At 61.5% G+C, this 19642-nt stretch carries 15 protein-coding genes and 1 pseudogene; 4 read left to right on the plus strand and 12 right to left on the minus strand.

Annotated features, from left to right (window positions below):
• Positions 1 to 90: 90 nt before the first annotated feature.
• The 5 genes from purH to prmA form a co-directional block, all read right to left on the minus strand.
• Complete coding sequence (gene purH / locus ASC85_RS03725; RefSeq protein ID WP_014336383.1) at positions 91 to 1698, minus strand: bifunctional phosphoribosylaminoimidazolecarboxamide formyltransferase/IMP cyclohydrolase; 1608 nt, start codon at positions 1696 to 1698, stop codon at positions 91 to 93.
• Between the two features lie 83 nt (positions 1699 to 1781).
• A complete protein-coding gene (fis, locus tag ASC85_RS03730; RefSeq protein WP_003186237.1) occupies positions 1782 to 2102 on the minus strand; it encodes a DNA-binding transcriptional regulator Fis in 321 nt (106 codons plus the stop codon).
• Positions 2099 to 3106, minus strand: coding sequence for a tRNA dihydrouridine synthase DusB (dusB, locus tag ASC85_RS03735; RefSeq protein ID WP_057448329.1), 1008 nt, complete (start codon positions 3104 to 3106; stop codon positions 2099 to 2101). The genes fis and dusB overlap by 4 nt, the downstream gene beginning before the upstream one ends.
• Positions 3107 to 3291: 185 nt before the next feature.
• Complete coding sequence (locus ASC85_RS03740; RefSeq protein ID WP_057448330.1) at positions 3292 to 4518, minus strand: DUF3426 domain-containing protein; 1227 nt, start codon at positions 4516 to 4518, stop codon at positions 3292 to 3294.
• 30 nt (positions 4519 to 4548) lie between these two features.
• Positions 4549 to 5427: a 50S ribosomal protein L11 methyltransferase gene (gene prmA, locus ASC85_RS03745; protein WP_013692161.1), complete on the minus strand. Its 879-nt coding sequence runs from the start codon at positions 5425 to 5427 to the stop codon at positions 4549 to 4551.
• A 193-nt stretch (positions 5428 to 5620) separates the two neighbouring features.
• Between prmA and ASC85_RS03750 the strand changes: the two genes are divergently transcribed.
• The gene (locus ASC85_RS03750) at positions 5621 to 9592 is read left to right on the plus strand and encodes a hypothetical protein (protein WP_057448331.1); all 3972 of its coding nucleotides are present in this window, start codon (positions 5621 to 5623) and stop codon (positions 9590 to 9592) included.
• Between the two features lie 80 nt (positions 9593 to 9672).
• Here ASC85_RS03750 and accC read toward each other — a convergent pair whose 3' ends face one another.
• From accC to ASC85_RS03780, 7 genes and pseudogenes are all read right to left on the minus strand, one after another.
• Complete coding sequence (gene accC, locus ASC85_RS03755) at positions 9673 to 11028, minus strand: acetyl-CoA carboxylase biotin carboxylase subunit (RefSeq protein WP_003197421.1); 1356 nt, start codon at positions 11026 to 11028, stop codon at positions 9673 to 9675.
• 17 nt (positions 11029 to 11045) lie between these two features.
• A complete protein-coding gene (gene accB / locus ASC85_RS03760) occupies positions 11046 to 11510 on the minus strand; it encodes an acetyl-CoA carboxylase biotin carboxyl carrier protein (RefSeq protein ID WP_003197423.1) in 465 nt (154 codons plus the stop codon).
• 48 nt (positions 11511 to 11558) lie between these two features.
• Positions 11559 to 12011: a type II 3-dehydroquinate dehydratase gene (gene aroQ / locus ASC85_RS03765; RefSeq protein ID WP_018605716.1), complete on the minus strand. Its 453-nt coding sequence runs from the start codon at positions 12009 to 12011 to the stop codon at positions 11559 to 11561.
• Between the two features lie 254 nt (positions 12012 to 12265).
• The gene (locus ASC85_RS03770) at positions 12266 to 12718 is read right to left on the minus strand and encodes a hypothetical protein (protein WP_057448332.1); all 453 of its coding nucleotides are present in this window, start codon (positions 12716 to 12718) and stop codon (positions 12266 to 12268) included.
• A complete protein-coding gene (locus ASC85_RS30800) occupies positions 12696 to 13079 on the minus strand; it encodes a polymorphic toxin type 44 domain-containing protein (protein ID WP_430458889.1) in 384 nt (127 codons plus the stop codon). Before ASC85_RS30800 ends, ASC85_RS03770 begins: the two co-directional genes overlap by 23 nt.
• Positions 13080 to 13324: 245 nt before the next feature.
• Positions 13325 to 13831, minus strand: a pseudogene (locus tag ASC85_RS33725) (methyl-accepting chemotaxis protein); the annotation flags it as partial.
• Between the two features lie 1492 nt (positions 13832 to 15323).
• Positions 15324 to 16994, minus strand: a complete 1671-nt coding sequence (locus ASC85_RS03780; RefSeq protein WP_057448334.1) for a GGDEF domain-containing response regulator — start codon at positions 16992 to 16994, stop codon at positions 15324 to 15326.
• A 284-nt stretch (positions 16995 to 17278) separates the two neighbouring features.
• On the opposite strand from ASC85_RS03780, the gene ASC85_RS03785 reads away from it, so the two are divergent.
• The 3 genes from ASC85_RS03785 to ASC85_RS03795 all read left to right on the plus strand — a co-directional run bounded on the left by ASC85_RS03785 (position 17279) and on the right by ASC85_RS03795 (position 19447).
• Positions 17279 to 18346, plus strand: coding sequence for a DUF2333 family protein (locus ASC85_RS03785; protein ID WP_003197431.1), 1068 nt, complete (start codon positions 17279 to 17281; stop codon positions 18344 to 18346).
• A 3-nt stretch (positions 18347 to 18349) separates the two neighbouring features.
• Complete coding sequence (locus tag ASC85_RS03790; protein ID WP_057448335.1) at positions 18350 to 18907, plus strand: NUDIX hydrolase; 558 nt, start codon at positions 18350 to 18352, stop codon at positions 18905 to 18907.
• Positions 18908 to 19075: 168 nt separating this feature from the next.
• A complete protein-coding gene (locus tag ASC85_RS03795) occupies positions 19076 to 19447 on the plus strand; it encodes a translation initiation factor Sui1 (RefSeq protein ID WP_003197435.1) in 372 nt (123 codons plus the stop codon).
• Positions 19448 to 19642 lie beyond the last annotated feature (195 nt).

Genomic DNA, 19642 nt, shown 5'->3' on the forward strand with positions numbered 1-19642 from the left:
TTTGAATTAGTAAAGGCTGAGCTGCAAGAGGGCGCGACATCGGTCTGCCCTTTCTTGCAGCTTGCAGCTTGAGGCCTGTAGCTGCTCAACTCAGTGACGGAAGTGGCGCATGCCAGTAAAGACCATTGCGATGCCGGCCTCGTCGGCGGCGGCAATCACTTCAGCGTCACGCATCGAACCTCCCGGCTGGATCACGGCGGTGATGCCGACCTTGGCCGCGTTGTCGATGCCGTCGCGGAACGGGAAGAACGCATCGGAGGCCATGACCGCGCCTTGTACCTGCAAACCGGCGTGCTCAGCCTTGATGGCGGCGATGCGGGCCGAGTTCACGCGGCTCATCTGGCCGGCGCCGACACCGATGGTCTGACGGTTCTTGGCGTAGACGATGGCGTTGGACTTGACGTACTTGGCGACTTTCCAGGCGAAGATCAGGTCGTTGATTTCCTGCTCGCTCGGGGCGCGCTTGGTCACCACTTTCAGGTCTTCGCTGCCGATCATGCCGATGTCGCGGCTCTGGACCAGCAGGCCGCCATTGACGCGCTTGTAATCCCAGGCCGGCGCACGGTCGGCCGACCATTGGCCGCAGGCCAGCAGGCGCACGTTGGCCTTGGCGGCAACGATGGCGCGGGCTTCTTCAGTGACCGAAGGGGCGATGATTACTTCGACGAACTGGCGCTCGACGATGGCCTTGGCGGTCTCGGCGTCCAGTTCACGGTTGAAGGCGATGATGCCGCCGAAAGCCGATTCGGTGTCGGTGGCGTAGGCCAGTTCGTAGGCCTGGCGGATGCCGCCCTCGGCGTCCGGGCTCACCGCCACGCCGCACGGGTTGGCGTGCTTGACGATCACGCAGGCAGGCTTGACGAAGCTCTTCACGCATTCCAGCGCGGCGTCGGTGTCGGCCACGTTGTTGAACGACAGTTCCTTGCCTTGCAGCTGGGTGGCGGTGGCAATGCCGACTTCGGCAGGCTTGGCTTCCACGTAGAACGCCGCGCTCTGGTGCGGGTTCTCGCCGTAGCGCATTTCCTGGGCCTTGACGAACTGGGTGTTGAAGGTGCGCGGGAATTCGCTGCGGCCTTCGGTCGACAGGGTTTCAGCGGCCTGGTTCACGGTGCCCATGTAGTTGGCGATCATGCCGTCGTAGGCGGCGGTATGTTCGAAGGCCTTGAGCATCAGGTCGAAACGCTGGGCGTAGGTCAGGCCACCGGCCTTGAGGTTGTCCAGGACGCTGGCGTAGTCGCTGGCGTTGACCACGATGGCCACGTCCTTGTGGTTCTTGGCCGCCGAGCGGACCATGGTCGGGCCGCCGATGTCGATGTTCTCGATGGCGGTCGGCAGGTCGCAGCCGGGCTTGTTGATGGTGGCTTCGAACGGGTAGAGGTTGACCGCTACCAGGTCGATCGGCTTGATGCCGTGTTCGTTCATGATGGCGTCGTCGATGCCGCGACGGCCCAGGATCCCGCCGTGGATTTTCGGGTGCAGGGTCTTGACCCGACCGTCCATCATTTCTGCAAAACCGGTGTAGTCCGCGACTTCCACTGCGGCGACGCCGTTGTCCTGCAGCAGCTTGAAGGTCCCGCCGGTGGAGAGAATCTCGACGCCCAGCTGTTGCAGCTCGCGGGCGAATTCGAGGATCCCGGTCTTGTCGGAGACGCTGATCAAGGCGCGGCGGATCGGCAGGCGGGTGGTCTGGTCGGTCATTTCAATTTCCATCAAAAGCAAGGGAAGTCAGCAAAAAAGGCGACCGTTTTTTACGCGGGCGCCTTTCTGGTTTGATTGAATGCTTACAGCAGATCGTACTGCTTGAGTTTCTTGCGCAGGGTGCCGCGGTTCAGGCCCAGCAGCTCACTGGCTTTGGTCTGGTTGCCCTTGACGTAGTTCATCACGCTTTCGAGCAGCGGCGCCTCGACTTCGGAAAGCACCAGGTTGTACACATCCGTGACGGCAGCGCCCTCAAGGTGGGCGAAATAATTGTGCAGCGCCTTCTCGACACTCCCGCGAAGGGTCTGGCCTTCTTCGCTGGGCGTATTGAGGTGCTGTTTCAAATTCACGTTGTCGCTCACGGGTGTTGTTCCACTCACTAAAGTCTCGGTCATCATCGTCATGCGGCCACCCCTTCGTCCCCTGTCAGGCTCTTGTAACGCTCAGCGAAGAACGCCTGAACGTCGGCGCATTGTGCTTGTGTACCATCCAAACGATTGAAACGGGCGCGAAACTCCCTGGCGCCCGGCAGGGTTGCGAGATACCAGCCCACATGCTTGCGAGCAATGCGTACACCCATGACTTCTCCGTAGAAGGCATGTAGCGCGGCCAGATGCTCTAGCAGAATACGTTCCACCTCGGACAACTGCGGCGCCGCGAGCTTTTCGCCCGTGCGCAGGAAGTGTTCGATCTCACGAAAAATCCATGGCCGCCCCTGGGCGGCCCGGCCGATCAACAGGCCATCGGCACCGGTCGCGTCCAGCACGTACCGGGCCTTCTCGGGCGAATCGACGTCGCCATTGGCAAACACCGGAATCGACACCGCCTGCTTGATCGCGGCGATGGTGTCGTACTCGGCTTCGCCGGTGTACAGGTCGGCACGGGTGCGGCCATGGACCGCCAGCGCCGTGATGCCCGCCTGTTCGGCGATCTTCGCCACCACCAGGCCATTCTTGTTCTCCCGGTCCCAGCCGGTGCGTATCTTCAGGGTCACCGGCACATCCACTGCGGCGACGACCGCCTGCAGGATCTCGGTGACCAGCGCTTCATCTTTCAACAGCGCCGAGCCTGCGGCCTTGTTGCAGACCTTCTTCGCCGGGCAGCCCATGTTGATGTCGATGATCTGCGCCCCCAGCTCGACGTTCGCCCGGGCCGCCTCCGCCAGCATCTGTGCGTCGCCACCGGCGATCTGTACCGAGCGGGGCTCGGGATCACCTTCGTGGATCATGCGCAGACGCGATTTGCGGGTGTTCCACAAACTCATGTCGCTGGTGACCATTTCCGAAACCACCAATCCTGCACCCAGTCGCTTGCACAACTGACGAAAGGGCTGGTCGGTGACCCCCGCCATAGGGGCGAGAATCAGGCCGTTCTGCAATGTATATGGGCCGATGCGTACCGCCGACATAGGACTTCCCTGAAGTGGGGCCGGATCATGAGACTTCGAAAAAGGGTTGGCATGATACCCGCTCTCGATGACTGGATAAAGATCGAATTGGATAAAATCTGAACAGCTATTTTGTTATCGCCAGCGGTTTGGTCTGGGTAGGGTCAGTCAGAAAGCTGCCGTCAATTGGCCGACCCTGGCCGGCTTCATTCGGGGGAATGGAAGCTCAGACTGTAGTTCACCGCTTTGGGGCCAGGGTCCAGGATATCCAGCGCGATGTGAATGGGCGTCTGGGGCGGCATTTCGCCGCGGTCCTCGAGGTCGCCACCCAGGTACTCGCCGGGCTTGAAGCGACGGCTGGCGATCAGGTGCCCGTTGAGGTCGGCAAAGCGCAGTTCCAGCAGCGGAAAAGGTTGGGAGAAGGGCGCACGGTTGTAGATGATCGCGTCCACCACCAGGGCACCGCTGAAGTCCGGATGGCTGCGCACCACCAGGTTGCTGCTCTTGATCTTGGCGATGTCGACCTTGGACGGTACGTCGCAGCCGATGGTCGGGCAGATTTGCAGGAACCATGGCCGGTACTGGTCCTGACGGGCCAGTTCCTCGAAATGGTAGGCGATGTACTGGCCGCCCAAGGCCGCGGCGGCGAGCAATATCAGCAGGCCCCATAACATGCGTCGCCCCCAGGGCGAGCGGCGTTTGCGCCAGTCCAGTTGCAGCGGGTCGTCGTCCAGGTCGTGGAGGGCTTCGGCGCGTATCCCCGGCTCCTGGCGTTCCCGTGACTTGCGCAATGGCGCCAGTTGCTCGGGTTCGTCGTCGTGGTCGTCGGTGGCAGACAGGCGCTCGAGGTGTTCGTCGGGCTCGTCGTCCGGCGCCAGGTGGAGCGGTGCGACCGGTTCGTCGTCCGGTTCCAGGGGTTCAAGGGCCAGGGACAGGGACGGTTCGGTACGCGGTGGCCGGGCCGGTTCGTGGGGTTCGAACGGTTCGATGGGGTCCTGGAGGACGGCTTCGGCGCGCTCGCTGGAAGATTCGCTGTACAGGCTGTCGGGCCAGGCTTGCTGTTCGCTGGAGAGCGAGTCGCGTTGCGCGCTCAGGTTGTCTTCCCGGCGCCGGCCGGTATTGCCTGGCGCACGATTGTCGCGTCGCTCCAGGCGCGCCAGTTCCTTGTCCAGGTCATCCAGATCCAGCTCGGCGGCGCTCCATTGTTTCTGGCTGATCGCCCGGGGCGGGGCTTCGACCGCAGGTTTGGAGGTCGGCGCGACGGCCGGCGCCGGTTGCTTGGCAGTGCGTTGTTCCAGCAACTGTCGCGCGGCATTGAACACTTGCAGGCACGAGCCGCAACGAACCACCCCGCGGGCCACGCTCAATTGAGCATGGCTGACGCGAAAACGGGTATGGCAATGCGGGCACTGGGTGACGAAGCTGTCAGTCATGCGGCAATCCGGTGGATACAGGCGCTCATTCTAGCGCCGACGTCCGGTGATGCGCACCCAGCCATCGCGATTGGCGATCGGGTCCAGGTCAAAGTCCGCGGCATAAGCGGCGGCGACTTCTTCACCCTGTTCGGCCAAGATGCCCGACAGCGCCAGGCGTCCGCCCGGCTTGACCAGGCTCGACAGTTGCGGCGCCAGGGACACCAGCGGCCCGGCGAGGATATTGGCCACCAGCACGTCGGCCTGGACCTGTGGCAGATCCTGCGGCAAGTACAGCGGGAACAGGGCTTCGGCGATGTTGTTGCGCCCGGCGTTGTCGCGGGAAGCTTCCAGGGCCTGGACGTCGATGTCGGTGCCGACGGCTTCCCGGGCGCCCAGCAGGAGCGCGGCAATCGCCAGGATCCCCGAGCCGCAGCCGAAGTCGAGTACGTTGCAGCCCTTCAGGTCCTGGCCGTCGAGCCATTCCAGGCACAATGCGGTGGTCGGGTGGGTGCCGGTGCCGAACGCCAGGCCCGGGTCCAGCAGCAGGTTGACCGCGTCCGGCTCTGGCGCGGCGTGCCAACTCGGGACAATCCACAGGCGCTGGCCGAAACGCATCGGCTGGAAATTGTCCATCCAGCTGCGTTCCCAGTCCTGGTCCTCGATCACTTCGCTGTGATGCTCGGGCAGCGGGCTGCCGGTCAGCAGCTCGAGATGGGCCAGTACGCTGGCCGCCTCGGTGCCGCCTTCGAACAGGGCCAGCAGGTGGGTGTGGGACCACAGCGGGGTGGTGTTGAGCTCCGGCTCGAAGATCGGCTGGTCTTCGGCGTCCATGAAAGTTACCGATACAGCGCCTACTTCAAGAAAAGCGTCTTCGTAGGTTTCGGCTTGTTCCGGGCTGATGGCCAGACGTACTTGCAGCCAAGGCATGGCGGGCACCTTTGGAAAAAATCTACAGGGGGCAGCGCAGGGCTGCAAAGGCGCGCAGTGTACGCCAGGTCGCGGGCAAAGTGGATAAGCGAGTCTCACGCCGTCCGGGTGGGTGTTTCGATATATATATGTATGCCATGGGCGTATCGCCGGGCGGATAAGGTGCCGGTCCACACAGCAGGGAGGAATGTGAATGGACATCACTGCCGAACGGCAAAGCAATATGGCGCGCACGGGGCCGGTCTCTTCCCCGCAGGCGGCGACTGCACAAATGACCCTGGAGAAGTTGACGCGTTGGCAGGCGGCTATCGACGCGCGACTGCAAACCCAGATGAGCTTGCTGGAGGTGCTGGAAGAGTACCTGCTGGTCGAGCTGCGCACCCATTATCACCAAGGCAACATCGATCCACACTTCATCGACACCCTGCTCGACACGGTGTTGCAGCGCATGATCGACCAGGCGCCTGTGGTTTATGACGAAGAGCAGGACTTGCCCTACCGTTGGCCCGAGGGGGTAGACCTGGGATTCGCCCCCGAGCGCCGGGAGTGCGTTGCCCAGGCGGTGGAAAGCGCGGCGTCGAGGTTTGTCAGTCACTACAAGGATTATCTGCGGCGGCATTGGCGAATGGTGTCGCAGGATGTCTCGCTCGAGGCACTGGTCAGGCAAAAGCTTGACGAGCATCGGGTCGCGGTCGACGGGCTTTTCCAGCCTGACCATCTGGCCGGCATGGACGTAGATCAATTGCGAGAACAGATCGAAGAATTCCAGGACGCCTGGCGCCAGACGAGTCGCTTGACGGCGTTGGCAACAACCCGTGAGCGGCGGGATCTTGGAGCGGTCGCGCGATTGCAATTGCCGCATTGGCTGCGGGGCTTGAACAATCCTGATCGTGAACGGCTGCGGGCGTTTGAAAACCAGACGGCGCTGGCGCAGGCACACGTCGATGAACTGGTCGATGGCCTGGGTTCGCTGCGGGCCTTCGCTCTGCAATTGACAAGGGACTATGTCAGGGATGAATTGGACATGGTGGTCGAGCCTGACAGCATTCGCGTGCAGTTACAGTGGCGAACGGTGATGGGCCAGCCGGTGCACACCTACAGCCTGAGTGAGCTGGTGGCGGTAGGCCCGGTACGACCGGACGCGGTGTCGGTGTTCCTGGTGGAAAATGGCGGCATGCTGCGTAACCAGTCCCTTTCGCCAGCCTTCATTGGCCGATTGTTGGCGAACGTCGATGCGCCTGCCGGGTACCTGCAAGCACTGGCCGACCGATATGAGCGGGCGGACCTGAAAGAAGCCATGTTCGATTGGTTTTTGGCGCGCCTGCAGCACAGTGCGTTTATCGCGCGTTGCGCGGGCCAGTTGTCGGCGACCGGCCATGACTCGCTCAGTGCTCTATGGGAGAGCGACGTTGCGACGCCAACCGCCAGCGTGTGGCGTGTCGCCGACCTTGTGCTTCCCAATGGCCTGAAGTGTGCCGATCTTCTTCTGTTCTACCGCGAAGACATGGGCGACGACGTCAGCGGCCTGCTGCTGTATGCCCCGGGCAAACCCGATGGCCAGGAGTGGGTCGAATTGACCTCGCTTCGGGCGCTGAGCGGGGAGGTCGGTGCCTGGACCCAACATGAAGCCGGTCGCGAGTATCTGCTGCAGCAGCTCTCTGCGACCGATCATGGGCGGGCCCGGGAATACTTTGCCGGCGTGGCGCAGAAACCTGCCTCGTGGGACCTGGGCAAAGACCTCCGGGGGGCGGTCAGCGGTTTCAGGGCCGGTCTTCGCAACGCGGTCTTGACCGGCCTGGCCAACAACCTGACGCAAGTGGAACTGAGCGAGTCGCCTCGCTGGTACTCGGCGTTGCCGCTTGAGTCCCGGCGCAACATCAGCGGCTTGAACCAGGAGTTTCTGGTTCAGCGGCAGGTGTTCGATGAGCAGATGGTCGACTATGAAGTCTTCATCGACTTCGCCAAGCGCACCTTCGCCCATTTGATTGCGCCGTACCTGCGCAGCAAGGGGGTGCTTGAAGCGGTCGATCCGGCCACTGTGCTCATTGACTACAGCACGGGGTTGGCAACCGAGAAAAAAACGGCAAGCCTGTTGGACCTGGCCATTTTTGGATACGAGCACAGCTCGGATATCGACGACCCCGCAAGAGGCGTGCGTTCTTCTGTCGGGCAGGACTTGAAGCAGGTTCGCAGCGCCGAATTGGCGTCATACATTCGCGTGGCTTACCTGGGGGAACGATATGCCAAGCACATCCGTGCCACCTTTCTCGATGCCAAGGACCCTGAGTATTCGAAACGCCGCGAGGCATACCGCTACATGTTGTTGGCCCGGATGGATCGCGACCTGCGTGTGGCTCATGGCAAGTCGATGTTGAACACCGACGAATTCCATTGGCTCACCCGGCAAGTCACGCTGCTGAGCGATGGGAGGCCTGTGAGCAGCGCCACGCACCCCGGCGCCGCCGTGACGCGCGAAGGCGTGATCAAGTTGACCGTCGGCGGTCATGTCGTGCAAGGAGTCTACGTTTTCACCTACTTCGACCCTAAGGTTTTTTACTGGTTGTACACACCCGACGCTCCGGACGGGATCCTGTTTCGCAAGTACCTGGACTTCTCCGGGAGCATCGCCGCGCAACTGCATCATTACGTACTGGAGCGGGTCGCACTGAGCGCGCGTGCCGCTGTAGGACGTTCGCTGGTGGCTTTGGCGAGCGGGAGCACGCGCGTCGATACAGTGCGCGAATTCAATCGGGTCATGGACATCGGCGCTGAATTCGATGCCTGCATCGAGCGCGCTGTCACCGATGTGGAGGACATCACCACAAGTCGTGCCGAAATGATCAGGGATCAGGTGTTCAAGGGCCTGATCTTCGCGGCGGCTCCTGTGTGCATGGTCTACCCCCCGTTTGCCTTGTTGCTGGACATTGGCTTGGTGGCTGTCAGCGCCGGGCAGGCAGTCGAGGCGCATGGGCAGGGCGACACGGAAGGCGCGCTTGACCACTGGCTGGCCGCGACCTGGGGGACGCTGTTCGCCACGCTCGGTGCCGCAAGCATGGCCAGGCTGCTAGGGCGCGCGGCCAGGAACCTGAAGCTCGCGGTGAAACCGTTGTCATTGTCCGCTCAACGCTTGAGGCGCGCGACGTCGGGCATCGCCAAAGAGGCTGGGCTGGTGATCCCGCCCTTACGCCTGAAGCCGCAGCAGGCGGTCAGCAGAGTGCCGGAGCACTTGCAGCCGGTGACCGAGGAGGGGATTTTTTTTGGCACCTATCGCAGCCCACCCAGCGCAACGCAACCGCGAAGCGCTCACTACATACGGAGCAGGGGGCGGTACTACCAGGTGATGGAGGATCCCTACTTCGGCGGGTTGTGCCTGGTGGATGCCAGGCGTCCCGGCGCGTTGTACAAGCTGCCCATCCGCAGGCTGGCGAATGGCAAATGGACCCATAACAAAGTCGGCTTGAGAGGCGGCAACGACCATGTGCGCAACCTTGGGCGAGTGGGGGAGTTGCGCGAAGCGTTTCCCGGGCATGTCTTTCCGGACGCAACGAGGGGGGCGTTGCAGGGCGAGGCTGTGGTGGCAAGGTTCAGCGAGACGGCGGACAACTATCTGTTCTCGCTGAATGCGCAAACGTGCGTGATCGCTTCGTTGTACAACCCTGCCACCAAGATGGGGGCGGTCATTCATTTCGATCACAACATCCGTGCGCTGATCGAGCGCAGCGTCCGGGACGTGACGCGGCGCCTGGGGGGATCGCCCAAGGATATTCGTGCCACGCTGGTGGGTGGGGATTGGCTGACGGGGGCTGACATTGGTGAGCCGGTCCGGTTGGTGATGAGGCGCCAGGGTCTGCAACCCACCTGGGATCACTGGTCGTATTCTTCCTGCTTTGGGAATAACTATGGTGTTGCGCTGGATCTGCGCAGTGGTATCACCTCAGTATTCAAGACCTCACAGAGTCAGGTCGAACGCTACTACGTACCCGTGCTGGCGAGGGCGAAGCAGGGTTCTGATCCGGTATCGGTACGTGCGCGCGGGTTCATGGCGCGCTTGCGCAGCGAACCGTTGGTGGCCAATGCCGACGGTGCCGTTCGCACCCACCAGGGCCGGCCGGCGACTGCGGCGCAACTTGCCTTGCAGGAATTTTCTACGGTGATGCTGGGCTGATGCCGCTGCCTGCATCGTGAGCGACAGGCAAAAAAAAGACCCCGGCCAATGACCGGGGTCTTTTTACATTACTTGAAGCATCAATGCTGGTTGCCCAGCTTGTGTTCCAGGTAATGGATGTTGACGCCACCTTTGCAGAAGCCTTCGTCGCGTACGAGGTCGCGGTGCAGCGGGATGTTGGTCTTGATCCCGTCTACCACGATTTCGTCCAGCGCATTGCGCATGCGCGCCATGGCTTCGTCACGGGTCGCCCCGTAGGTGATCAGCTTGCCGATCAACGAATCGTAGTTCGGCGGAACGGCATAACCGCTGTACAGGTGCGAATCGACGCGAACGCCATTGCCGCCCGGAGCATGGAAATGCTTGACCGTGCCTGGGCTTGGCATGAAGGTTTTCGGGTCTTCGGCGTTGATCCGGCACTCCAGCGCGTGACCGCGGATGACCACGTCATCCTGGGTGAACGACAGCTTGTTGCCGGCGGCGATGCTGAGCATCTCCTTGACGATGTCGATACCGGTGACCATTTCCGAAACCGGGTGCTCCACCTGAACACGGGTGTTCATTTCGATGAAGTAGAAACGACCGTTCTCGTACAGGAACTCGAAGGTACCGGCGCCGCGATAGCCGATGTCGATGCAGGCCTTGACGCAACGCGCCAGGACTTCTTCGCGAGCCTGCTCGTCGATGCCCGGTGCCGGCGCTTCTTCGAGGACCTTCTGGTGACGACGTTGCAGCGAGCAATCGCGGTCGCCCAGATGGATCGCATGGCCCTGGCCGTCGGACAGCACCTGGACTTCGACGTGACGTGGGTTGGTCAGGAATTTTTCCAGGTAGACCATCGGGTTGCCGAACGCCGCGCCAGCTTCGGAGCGGGTCAGTTTCGCCGAGGAAATCAGGTCTTCTTCCTTGTGTACCACGCGCATGCCGCGACCACCGCCGCCGCCAGCGGCCTTGATGATCACCGGATAACCGACTTCGCGACCGATGCGCAAAGCGGTTTCTTCGTCTTCAGGCAGCGGGCCGTCGGAACCCGGAACGGTCGGCACACCCGCCGCGATCATGGCGTGCTTGGCCGAGACCTTGTCGCCCATCAGGCGGATGGTGTCGGCTTTCGGGCCAATGAAGGCAAAACCGGAATTTTCGACCTGTTCGGCGAAGTCGGCGTTTTCCGCCAGGAAGCCGTAGCCAGGGTGAATGGCGGTAGCGCCGGTCACTTCGGCAGCGGCGATGATCGCCGGGATGTGCAGGTAGGAGTGCGCAGCCGACGCCGGACCGATGCAGACGGATTCGTCCGCCAGGCCCAGGTGCATCAGTTCTTTGTCGGCCTTGGAGTAAACGGCGACGGTCTTGATGCCCATCTCTTTGCAGGCACGCAGAATCCGCAGGGCGATCTCACCGCGGTTAGCGATCAGAACTTTTTCCAACTTCGCAGTCATCAAAGGCTCTCCGCGGTTCAAACGATGGTGAACAGCGGTTGGTCGTACTCAACCGGCTGGCCGTCTTCGACGAGGATGGACTCGATCACACCGCTGGTTTCAGCTTCGATGTGGTTCATCATCTTCATGGCTTCGACGATGCACAGGGTGTCGCCTTTCTTCACGGTCTGGCCGACTTCAACGAAGGACGGCGAGGATGGCGAAGACTTGCGATAGAACGTGCCCACCATTGGCGAACGGGCGACAGTGCCGTTGAGCGCTGGCGCAGCCGGTGCGGCTGGCGCTGCTGCGGCAACCGGCGCTGCTGCTGGAGCAGGCGCGGCGGCTGGAGCATGCATCGGTGCCGGTGCATAGAACTGCTGGGCCGGGGTCTTGCTGTGGCGGCTGATGCGTACGGACTCTTCGCCTTCCTTGATTTCAAGCTCGTCGATGCCGGACTCTTCCAGCAATTCGATCAATTTCTTAACTTTACGGATATCCATGAATCATCAACTCCCAAGGGTCGGTCAGGGGCGTTTAACGCTTGTTGTTCAAGCTGTTGCCTGTTTTTCAAGCTGCTCTAGGGCGGCCTCCAGGGCCAGCCGGTAACCGCTGGCGCCAAGGCCGCAGATCACTCCCACTGCTACATCCGAGAAGTAGGAGTGATGGCGGAAAGGTTCGCGTTTGTGCACGTTGGACAAATGCACTTCGATGAATGGGATGCTCACCGCCAGCAGCGCGTCACGTAATGCGACGCTTGTGTGTGTAAAAGCTGCTGGATTGATCAAAATGAAATCCACGCCTTCGCCACGTGCGGCATGGATACGGTCGATCAATTCATATTCGGCGTTGCTTTGCAGATAGAGCAAATGGTGGCCGGCGTTGCGGGCCCGCTGCTCCAGGTCCTGGTTGATCTGCGCCAGCGTCACGGCGCCGTAGACGCCCGGCTCGCGGGTGCCCAGCAGGTTCAGGTTGGGTCCGTGCAGGACCAATAGGGTCGCCATCTGCTGTTCCTTGTTATCTGTGAGCAGGTATCAGAACCTGGCGACTATGCCGCAAAGCCTTTGTGACTGTCCAGTTCTCTGCAATAGCCAGCACGATGACCGATGTTTGCGCGAAATTTGTGACCCAGGTTCCTGATCCAGTCATACGGTTGGAGCTGGCCCTCTGTGGGAGCGAGCCTGCTCGCGAAGAGGGCGGCCCATTCAACCTCGATGCACGCTGATCCAGCGCTTTCGCGAGCAGGCTGCTCCTTCATTTAATCTGTAGGACTTGAACGTAAATAGATATTCACGGGTGTGTAGTCGACACCATCGACATGTCGATAGAGGGTGTTGCTATGGTAGGCATAGACTTCCTTATCAACTGATACCGTAATCGTCGACTCCTGAATGTCGACAGTTATTGAGCCATCACGGGTGACAAGAAACGGCGTCGCGGTTTTCAGTTCGGAAAGGATGTCACTGTCGGCTGCCAGAGTCCGATAGACGTAGTAGCGATAACTGAAAGGAACCGTTGCTCCACCACGCTCATCCTTTACGCCATAGATAAATGCATCGTGGGACAAAGGTTTTCGCAAGACGATCTCTGTCAGTTGGGGCATATTCTGAGGGAAGAAGCATAGCCAACTGATGTAAGCCAGCGCGAGGGCAAGCAAAGCACACAAGACAGCGAGATAGGCGGGCTTTTTAGTAGTTTCTGAATTTGGCATATTTTATCCCCTCCTTGATCCATCGTTGATCTGCCGGATCGTCGCCGAAGGGGGCTTGTCCCCACCATGTACCGAACTCCGTCGCGGTTGTTCCTGCTCGACTTTGGGCCAGGCCTGCAGCCCGTAAAAGAACGTCTTCACTGAAGCCTGCTGCGGTTCCGGTGGCACCGTAGTTGAAATTTCCGAAGGCTTCATATTCGGCGGATAGTTTCTTGTAGTCCCAAGGGCCACGATTTCTGACTTGGGTATAAAACCAAGAGTAGGTAAAAGCCGATCCAGCTTTCAGAACATTTTTCTTGTGAAATGCCACTGCCATATTTTCTTCGACAGAAACATCGGGTGGCGACGCAGGTACCCTCATTGCATGCTCCTTTTGCAATTTCTTGAGGGGGCGGGAGCCTAGCATGAAGATGACCGTTGAAAAATTCCGTAACCTGCTTCATGCGACAAACCCCAGCGGGGCTGCCCAGCAGCGCCAAGGTCATTCAACACGGCGTATCGGAAAAAACACCAGCTTGCTCGCGATGACGACGGGACATTCAGCATCGATGCAGGCTGATCCATCCCTTTCGCGAGCAAGCTCGCTCCCACATTGGATCTGTGGTGCTAAACCCGGAAGGCTTGCACGGCGGTGTGCAACCGCCCACCCAGTACCAACAGGTTGTCGCCTTGTTCGCGCCCCTGGCCGATGCGCAGCAGGTTGTCGCCGCCCAGTTGGTGAATCCGCTCGCTGTGATCGCGGATTTCGCTGACGGCGCCGCTTTGTTGGGCGGTGACGTCGGCGATGCGTACCGCCGTGTCGGAGATGGTCTGGATGGCGCCGACGATCTCATCCAGCGCGCCGTCAGCCGCTTGCGCCTGGTTGGCGGTGGCTTCGGCGTGTTCGACCTGGGCGCGCATGCCGTCCACCGATTGGCGCGCGGCTTGTTGCAAGCGGGCGATCAGCGTCTGGATTTCGGCGGTGGCGCCGGCCGTGCGTTGGGCCAGGGAACGGACTTCCTCGGCCACCACCGCGAAGCCCCGACCCATTTCCCCGGCGCGGGCGGCTTCGATGGCGGCGTTGAGGGCCAGCAGGTTGGTCTGGTCGGCAATCGAGCGAATCACCGTCAACACGCCGCCGATGGTCGCCGACTCCTCGGCCAGTTGTTCGATCATCTGCGCGTTGCCTTGCACTTCTCCCACCAGCGCATGCAAGCCTGTAAGGCTCAGGCCGATGACTTTCTGCCCTTGCTCCACCGCCTGCCCGGCGCTGCGGCTGGCGTCTGCGGCCTGGCTGGCATCGCCGGCCACTTGCTGGATCGTCGCTTCCAGTTCGCTGAGGGAATCGCGGATCAGCGCCGTGTCGCCAGCCTGATGCTCGGCCCCACTGTGCAGCTCGCCGCTCAGTTCGGCCAGGGTTCGGCTACTACCCGCGACCTGTTCGGCGTTTACTCGAATGGTGCCCACCAGGTCCACCAGGTAAGCGCGCAGACGATTGAGCGAAGCCTCGATGTCTTGCAATTCGCGGTTGCTGGCACCTACGTGGATGTCGCGACTGAAGTCGCCCTCGGCCCAGGTCGACAGGGCTGGCGCCAGGTGCGTCAAGGTGCGTGCCAGGCGTCGCTGCAAGGTGTCGATGAGCAGCGCGATCAGCAGGATCAGGCCAATCATCACCCCCTGGATCAAGCGAACCTCTCTCTGGATCTGCCCATGCTGGGCCCGTACCGCTGGCTCCATGGCATCGATTGCCTGTTGCACATCGGCGATTTTCAGGTGCGTGGCGCTGCTCAGTTCGGTGCGTTTCTGGATCAGTTCACGGGTGCGGGCCAATTCTGCCGGGTAACGACCGAGCAGGCTGTTGAGTTCGCGCTTGAGGGCGATGCCAGCATCTTCGGCGGCGGTTTTTTCCTGGGTTTCCAGGCCCATCAGCGCGGCGAAATCATCGCTGCCTGATTCGCTGCTGGCGGTGACGCCCAGCAGGGGCAGGCTGTCGAGGCGTTCGGCCTCGACGCGGATGCTCGCCAGTTCCCGCTCGACGTCGGCGGCCAATTCGCTACGGCCACTGCTGACCAGTTTGTCCCGCGTGAGGGATAGGCGGCCCAGGTGCTGCGAAGCGGCAAACAGCGCGGGCAAGTAGGCCGGGGCGCCATTGGCGTATTGGGCCAGTTGGTCGAGGCTGGCACTCAGTTCACGCTCGGCCTGCAGCAGCAAGGCCTGCGGATCGCCGGCCAGTTTGCCGGCGGCCAGCAGATCGGTCTTGCTGAAGCCGTCGAGGTTCGACAGGCTCGGGCGCAGGGGAGTGGCCAGTGCCGGGGGAAACTGATCGAGGTCTTTTTGCAGGGTCTCCAGGGCCTGGGTGGCCGCACTCAGGCGCAGGGCGTCGCCGCTGGCCAGGTAGTCCTCGATATTGCGCGCTACTTCGCCCTGGAACTGCCGCGACAATCCCAGGTAGCGCTCCATCAGCAGATAGGGTCGCTCCAGGGCGATCTGCGACCACCACAGCGTGGCTCCAAGGCCCAGGCACACGGAAACTAAAAGAAGGGTGTTGAGATTGGTCAGCAGCTTCAGGCGCATTAAAGGTCTACCAGGGGCAGAATCGTAAGTGCCTGAAGTTATTGCGTTTGCGTTACAGGTTTATGACCGAATCGGTCGATTCCGATGAAAAGGTGGCACTTTGCTTTGATTGGCGGGCGCTCTGTACCCGGTTGCGCCCGGCATGCTTGGCGCGGTACAGCGCTTCGTCCGCCTGGCTGGCCATCATCAGGCTGTCGGAGTCATCGCTCATCTCCACCACGCCGGCGCTGAAGGTGCACCACAAATCATGGGGCTGGGCCGGGTAGTGGATTTCGGCAAAGCGCTGGCGAATTTCATCCAGCACTTTGCAGGCAGCGTCGATGTCGGTGTCGGGCATGACGATGGCGAACTCTTCGCCGCCGTAACGGCCGATGAAGTCGGTCTTGCGCAGGCGCTGCTTGAGAAACAGCGCCAGGCTCTTGATCACCCGGTCACCCATGGGGTGGCCGTGGCTGTCATTGACCCGTTTGAAATGGTCGATGTCGAGCATGGCAAAGCTCAGGGGCTTGCCTTCGCGACGGGCGCGGAAGCTGCAATCCTCGAGCAATTGCAGGATATGGGTGTGGTTGTACAGGCCGGTGAGGCTGTCGCGCACCATCCGTGCCTTGAGGTTGCGCGCCCGGGCGGCACGGTTGCGCACCGTGGTGATCAGGTGCCGGGGCTTGATCGGTTTGGTCAGGAAGTCGTCGCCGCCTTCACTCATGGCGTCCAGTTGTTTGTCCAGGTCGTCTTCGGCGGACAGGTAGATGATCGGCACGCTGACGTAGCGGTCGTTGTGGCGGATCACTTTGGCCAGTTCCGTGCCGGTGCAAGCCGGCATGTACATGTCGAGGATGATCAGGTCGGGCTGGAAGTCCGCCAGCTCGGCCATGGCCTGGATCGGCTCGATCAGCGTGCGGGTGATGATGCCGGCGCTGTTGAGCAGGCGTTCGGTGTGCATGGCCTGGGCGCGGGAGTCATCGATGATCAGCACTTTGTACGGATCGTACTGGGCGACGCAGGTCAGCACTTCGATCTTTTCCAGCAGGCTCGAGGCTTCGAGGGTGCCGGTGAGAAATTCCTGCCCACCGGCGCGCACCGCGGCCAGGCGTGTCGGCGTGTCGGTTTCCATCAAACTGAAGAACAACAGTGGCAGCGGTTGCTCCAGGCCTTCCTGGGCTTCGGCGGCCAGTTTCAGGCCGGCGCCGGGTGCGCTGAAATCCACATCCATGACAATCGCCGCCGGCAGGCGCTCGACCATCGAGGCGCGGAACGCCATGACACTGTTCAGCGCCTGGGCGCTGAGGCCGAAGAACTCCAACTGCTTGGCCAGGCGCTCGGCGCGGTCATGGTCCTGCAGCAACACGTAGATGGGTTTGCGCAGCGGCGGCAGGAAGGTTTGTTCGAGCTGGTCGCCATGGCGCAGGCCAGTACGAGACAAGCGCTGCATCAGGCGGTTGATTTCGGTGATCAGGTGGCTGCTCAAGCGCCCGCGATTGGCGTCCACCGCTTGCAGCGACTGGCTGATGCCTTGGGCCAGTTGGGAGTGCTCGGGCTGTTCGAAGCGCTCGGCAAAGCGCAGCAGGCGCAGATTGGCTTCGCTGAGCTCCGACAGGTCGGTGCTTGTCCACTCACTGCGTTGCAGGCGCTGCCAAATCTCCAGGATCTGACGAGCCTGATGAATTACCCGCTGGGCAAAGTGGTGCTTGAGGCGCTCACGGCTGGGGTCTTCTGGCTCGGTCATATCCTGACTACTAGTTAGGGTGCATGCTGAGATCGACTGGTGGCTCTATGCTAGCACCTCTTTTCCTTCGCATGAGTGTCATACGTCAATATTCTGTCCAGTCGCGAAATTCAGTTTGTGACTGACCAGTCTCATAGGCCGATGGCAACGCTTCCTTTATAGTGCTGTTCGATTGCCCTGTCGCGCCCGGCATGATTGGCGCCGCATTATCGCGTTTCAAATCAGGCACGATGGCGTAGGGTTGTGGTCGAACCGAGAACTCAAGTGATTGAAGGGATATCACCATGCTGGACTGGAAAAACCGCGCGGGCAGCGCGCCTGAACGTGCCGCCGAGCCGAAATCGGACACCCGCAGCTACCTGGGTGGGCTTTTTTTCAGCCGCGCGCTGGCGACGCTGATCGGCCTTTACCTGCTGGTGACCATTGCAGTCGGCTGGTATTGGAGCCAGGAGCCCGCGCTGTTCCCTGTGCAGCAGAACGCCCAGGCCGCAGCGGAGAAGGATGGCCGGCAGATGGTGGTGGGCTACACCACGGTCGAGACGCTCAAGACGGTGGCCGGAACCCTGCTGAGCAAGCCGGGTGGCTACATCTCCAACGACCGCTTCCCGCCTGGCCTGTGGATGGACAACATGCCGAGCTGGGAATACGGCGTGCTGGTGCAGGTCCGCGACCTGAGCCGCGCCCTGCGCAAGGACTTCGCCCGTTCCCAGTCGCAGTCCGCCGAGGACGCCGACCTGGCCAAGGCCGAGCCGCGCTTCAACTTCGACAACCGCAGTTGGGTGCTGCCCTCCAGCGAGTCTGAGTACCAGGAAGGCATCAATTCCCTGAGCCGCTACCAGGCGCGCCTGTCCGACCCAAGCCAGAAAAGCGCACTGTTCTACGCCCGCGCCGACAACCTGAACAACTGGCTGGGGGATGTCGGCACTCGCCTGGGTTCGTTGTCCCAGCGTCTGTCGGCCAGCGTTGGCCGGGTCAAGCTCAACACCTCTCTGAAAACCGAAGTCCCGGCCCCGGGCCAGGTGCCGCAGGTGGACGAAGAGGTGGTCGAGACCCCGTGGCTGCAAATCGATAACGTGTTCTATGAGGCCCGTGGCCAGGCATGGGCGTTGTCGCACCTGCTGCGCGCCATCGAAGTGGACTTCGCCGATGTCCTGGCGAAAAAGAACGCCACGGTCAGCGTGCGGCAGATCATTCGTGAACTGGAAGCGTCCCAGGAACCGGTCTGGAGCCCGATGATCCTCAACGGCAGCGGCTTCGGTGTATTGGCGAACCACTCGCTGGTCATGGCCAACTACATTTCCCGAGCCAACGCAGCGGTCATCGACTTGCGACAACTGCTGAACCAGGGTTGATTCATGAGCGAAAGCCCCCGGGAGGTCGCTCATCGAGTGGCCTCGGATGCCGAGCTGATTGCGTGGGTCGACGAGCACGACAACCTGCTCGGCAGCCTGGTTCGTTCAGAGCTGCGTGAGCGTGGCCTGATCGGACGCGGCACCTACATCATGCTGTTCAATTCGTCTGGTGAGCTGTGTGTTCATCGGCGCACCCTGAGCAAGGCCATTTACCCCGGTTTCTGGGACGTGGCGGCGGGCGGCATGGTGCAGGCCGATGAGACCTACGCCGAATCGGCTGCCCGTGAGTTGGCGGAAGAGCTGGGCGTGAGCGGCGTGGAGCTCACCGCCCACGACCATTTCTATTTCGAAGACCCTGGCAGTCGCCTCTGGTGCTCGGCGTTCTCGGCGGTGTGGGACGGCCCGTTGGTCCTGCAGCCCGAAGAAGTCCTCGAAGCGCGTTTCCTGCCCCTCGAGCAGGTGCTCGATGAAATCCAGCGCAAGCCTTACTGCCCGGACTCCCTGGCGGCGCTTGAACGCTATTTGCGGGTCCATGGCGGTGGCGTCGCAAAGAAGCTATAAATTGGCGCTGATTGGCCCTTAGCAAGTGGGCTTTTTGCCGTTACACTGCGCGACTTTTCAAGCTGAACCGTGTCTGCGGTCCAGTAGCGCTGCCCCTGCCTGAGTGGGGTTTCGCGGTCGAGGCATGTTCCCCCTCGACCAGTCTTTGTCCTCCCAAGAGGATTGCCGGTGGCCAAAAAAGCCGCATCCTTCGCCGCCCTGGGCGGCCTGGTATTTTCTACCGACGCCGGTCGTCATTGTCCTGATTGCCGTCAGCCGGTGGATGCCTGTATCTGCAAGCAGACCGCCATCCCTGCCGGTGACGGCATTGCGCGCGTGCGCCGTGAAAGCAAAGGTCGCGGCGGCAAGACGGTGACCACGATCACCGGCGTGCCGTTGGCCGAAGACGCGCTCAAGGAGCTGGCCACCACGTTGAAGAAACGCTGTGGCACCGGTGGTGCGTTGAAAGACGGCATCATCGAGATCCAGGGCGATCACGTCGAGCTGCTGTTGGCGGAACTGGTCAAGCACGGCTTCAAGGCAAAGAAATCCGGCGGCTAGCAGCCTCTGTGAAAACCACCCTCGGCTTGACCCGGACCCGACGTTCGAGGTCGCCCGCATGGTTTTCACAGAGCCTGTTCTGAACGGGTTTCTAAACTCATCGCTGGGAGCAGGGTCTACCTTGCTAACAGGCAATTCGTCATTTTCACTCTCTAGACTGCCCCAGCCTCCGACCGGATGGTGCATTTTGACTTC

This window comes from Pseudomonas sp. Root401 (assembly GCF_001425105.1).
GTDB classification, from domain to species: Bacteria; Pseudomonadota; Gammaproteobacteria; order Pseudomonadales; family Pseudomonadaceae; genus Aquipseudomonas; species Aquipseudomonas brassicacearum.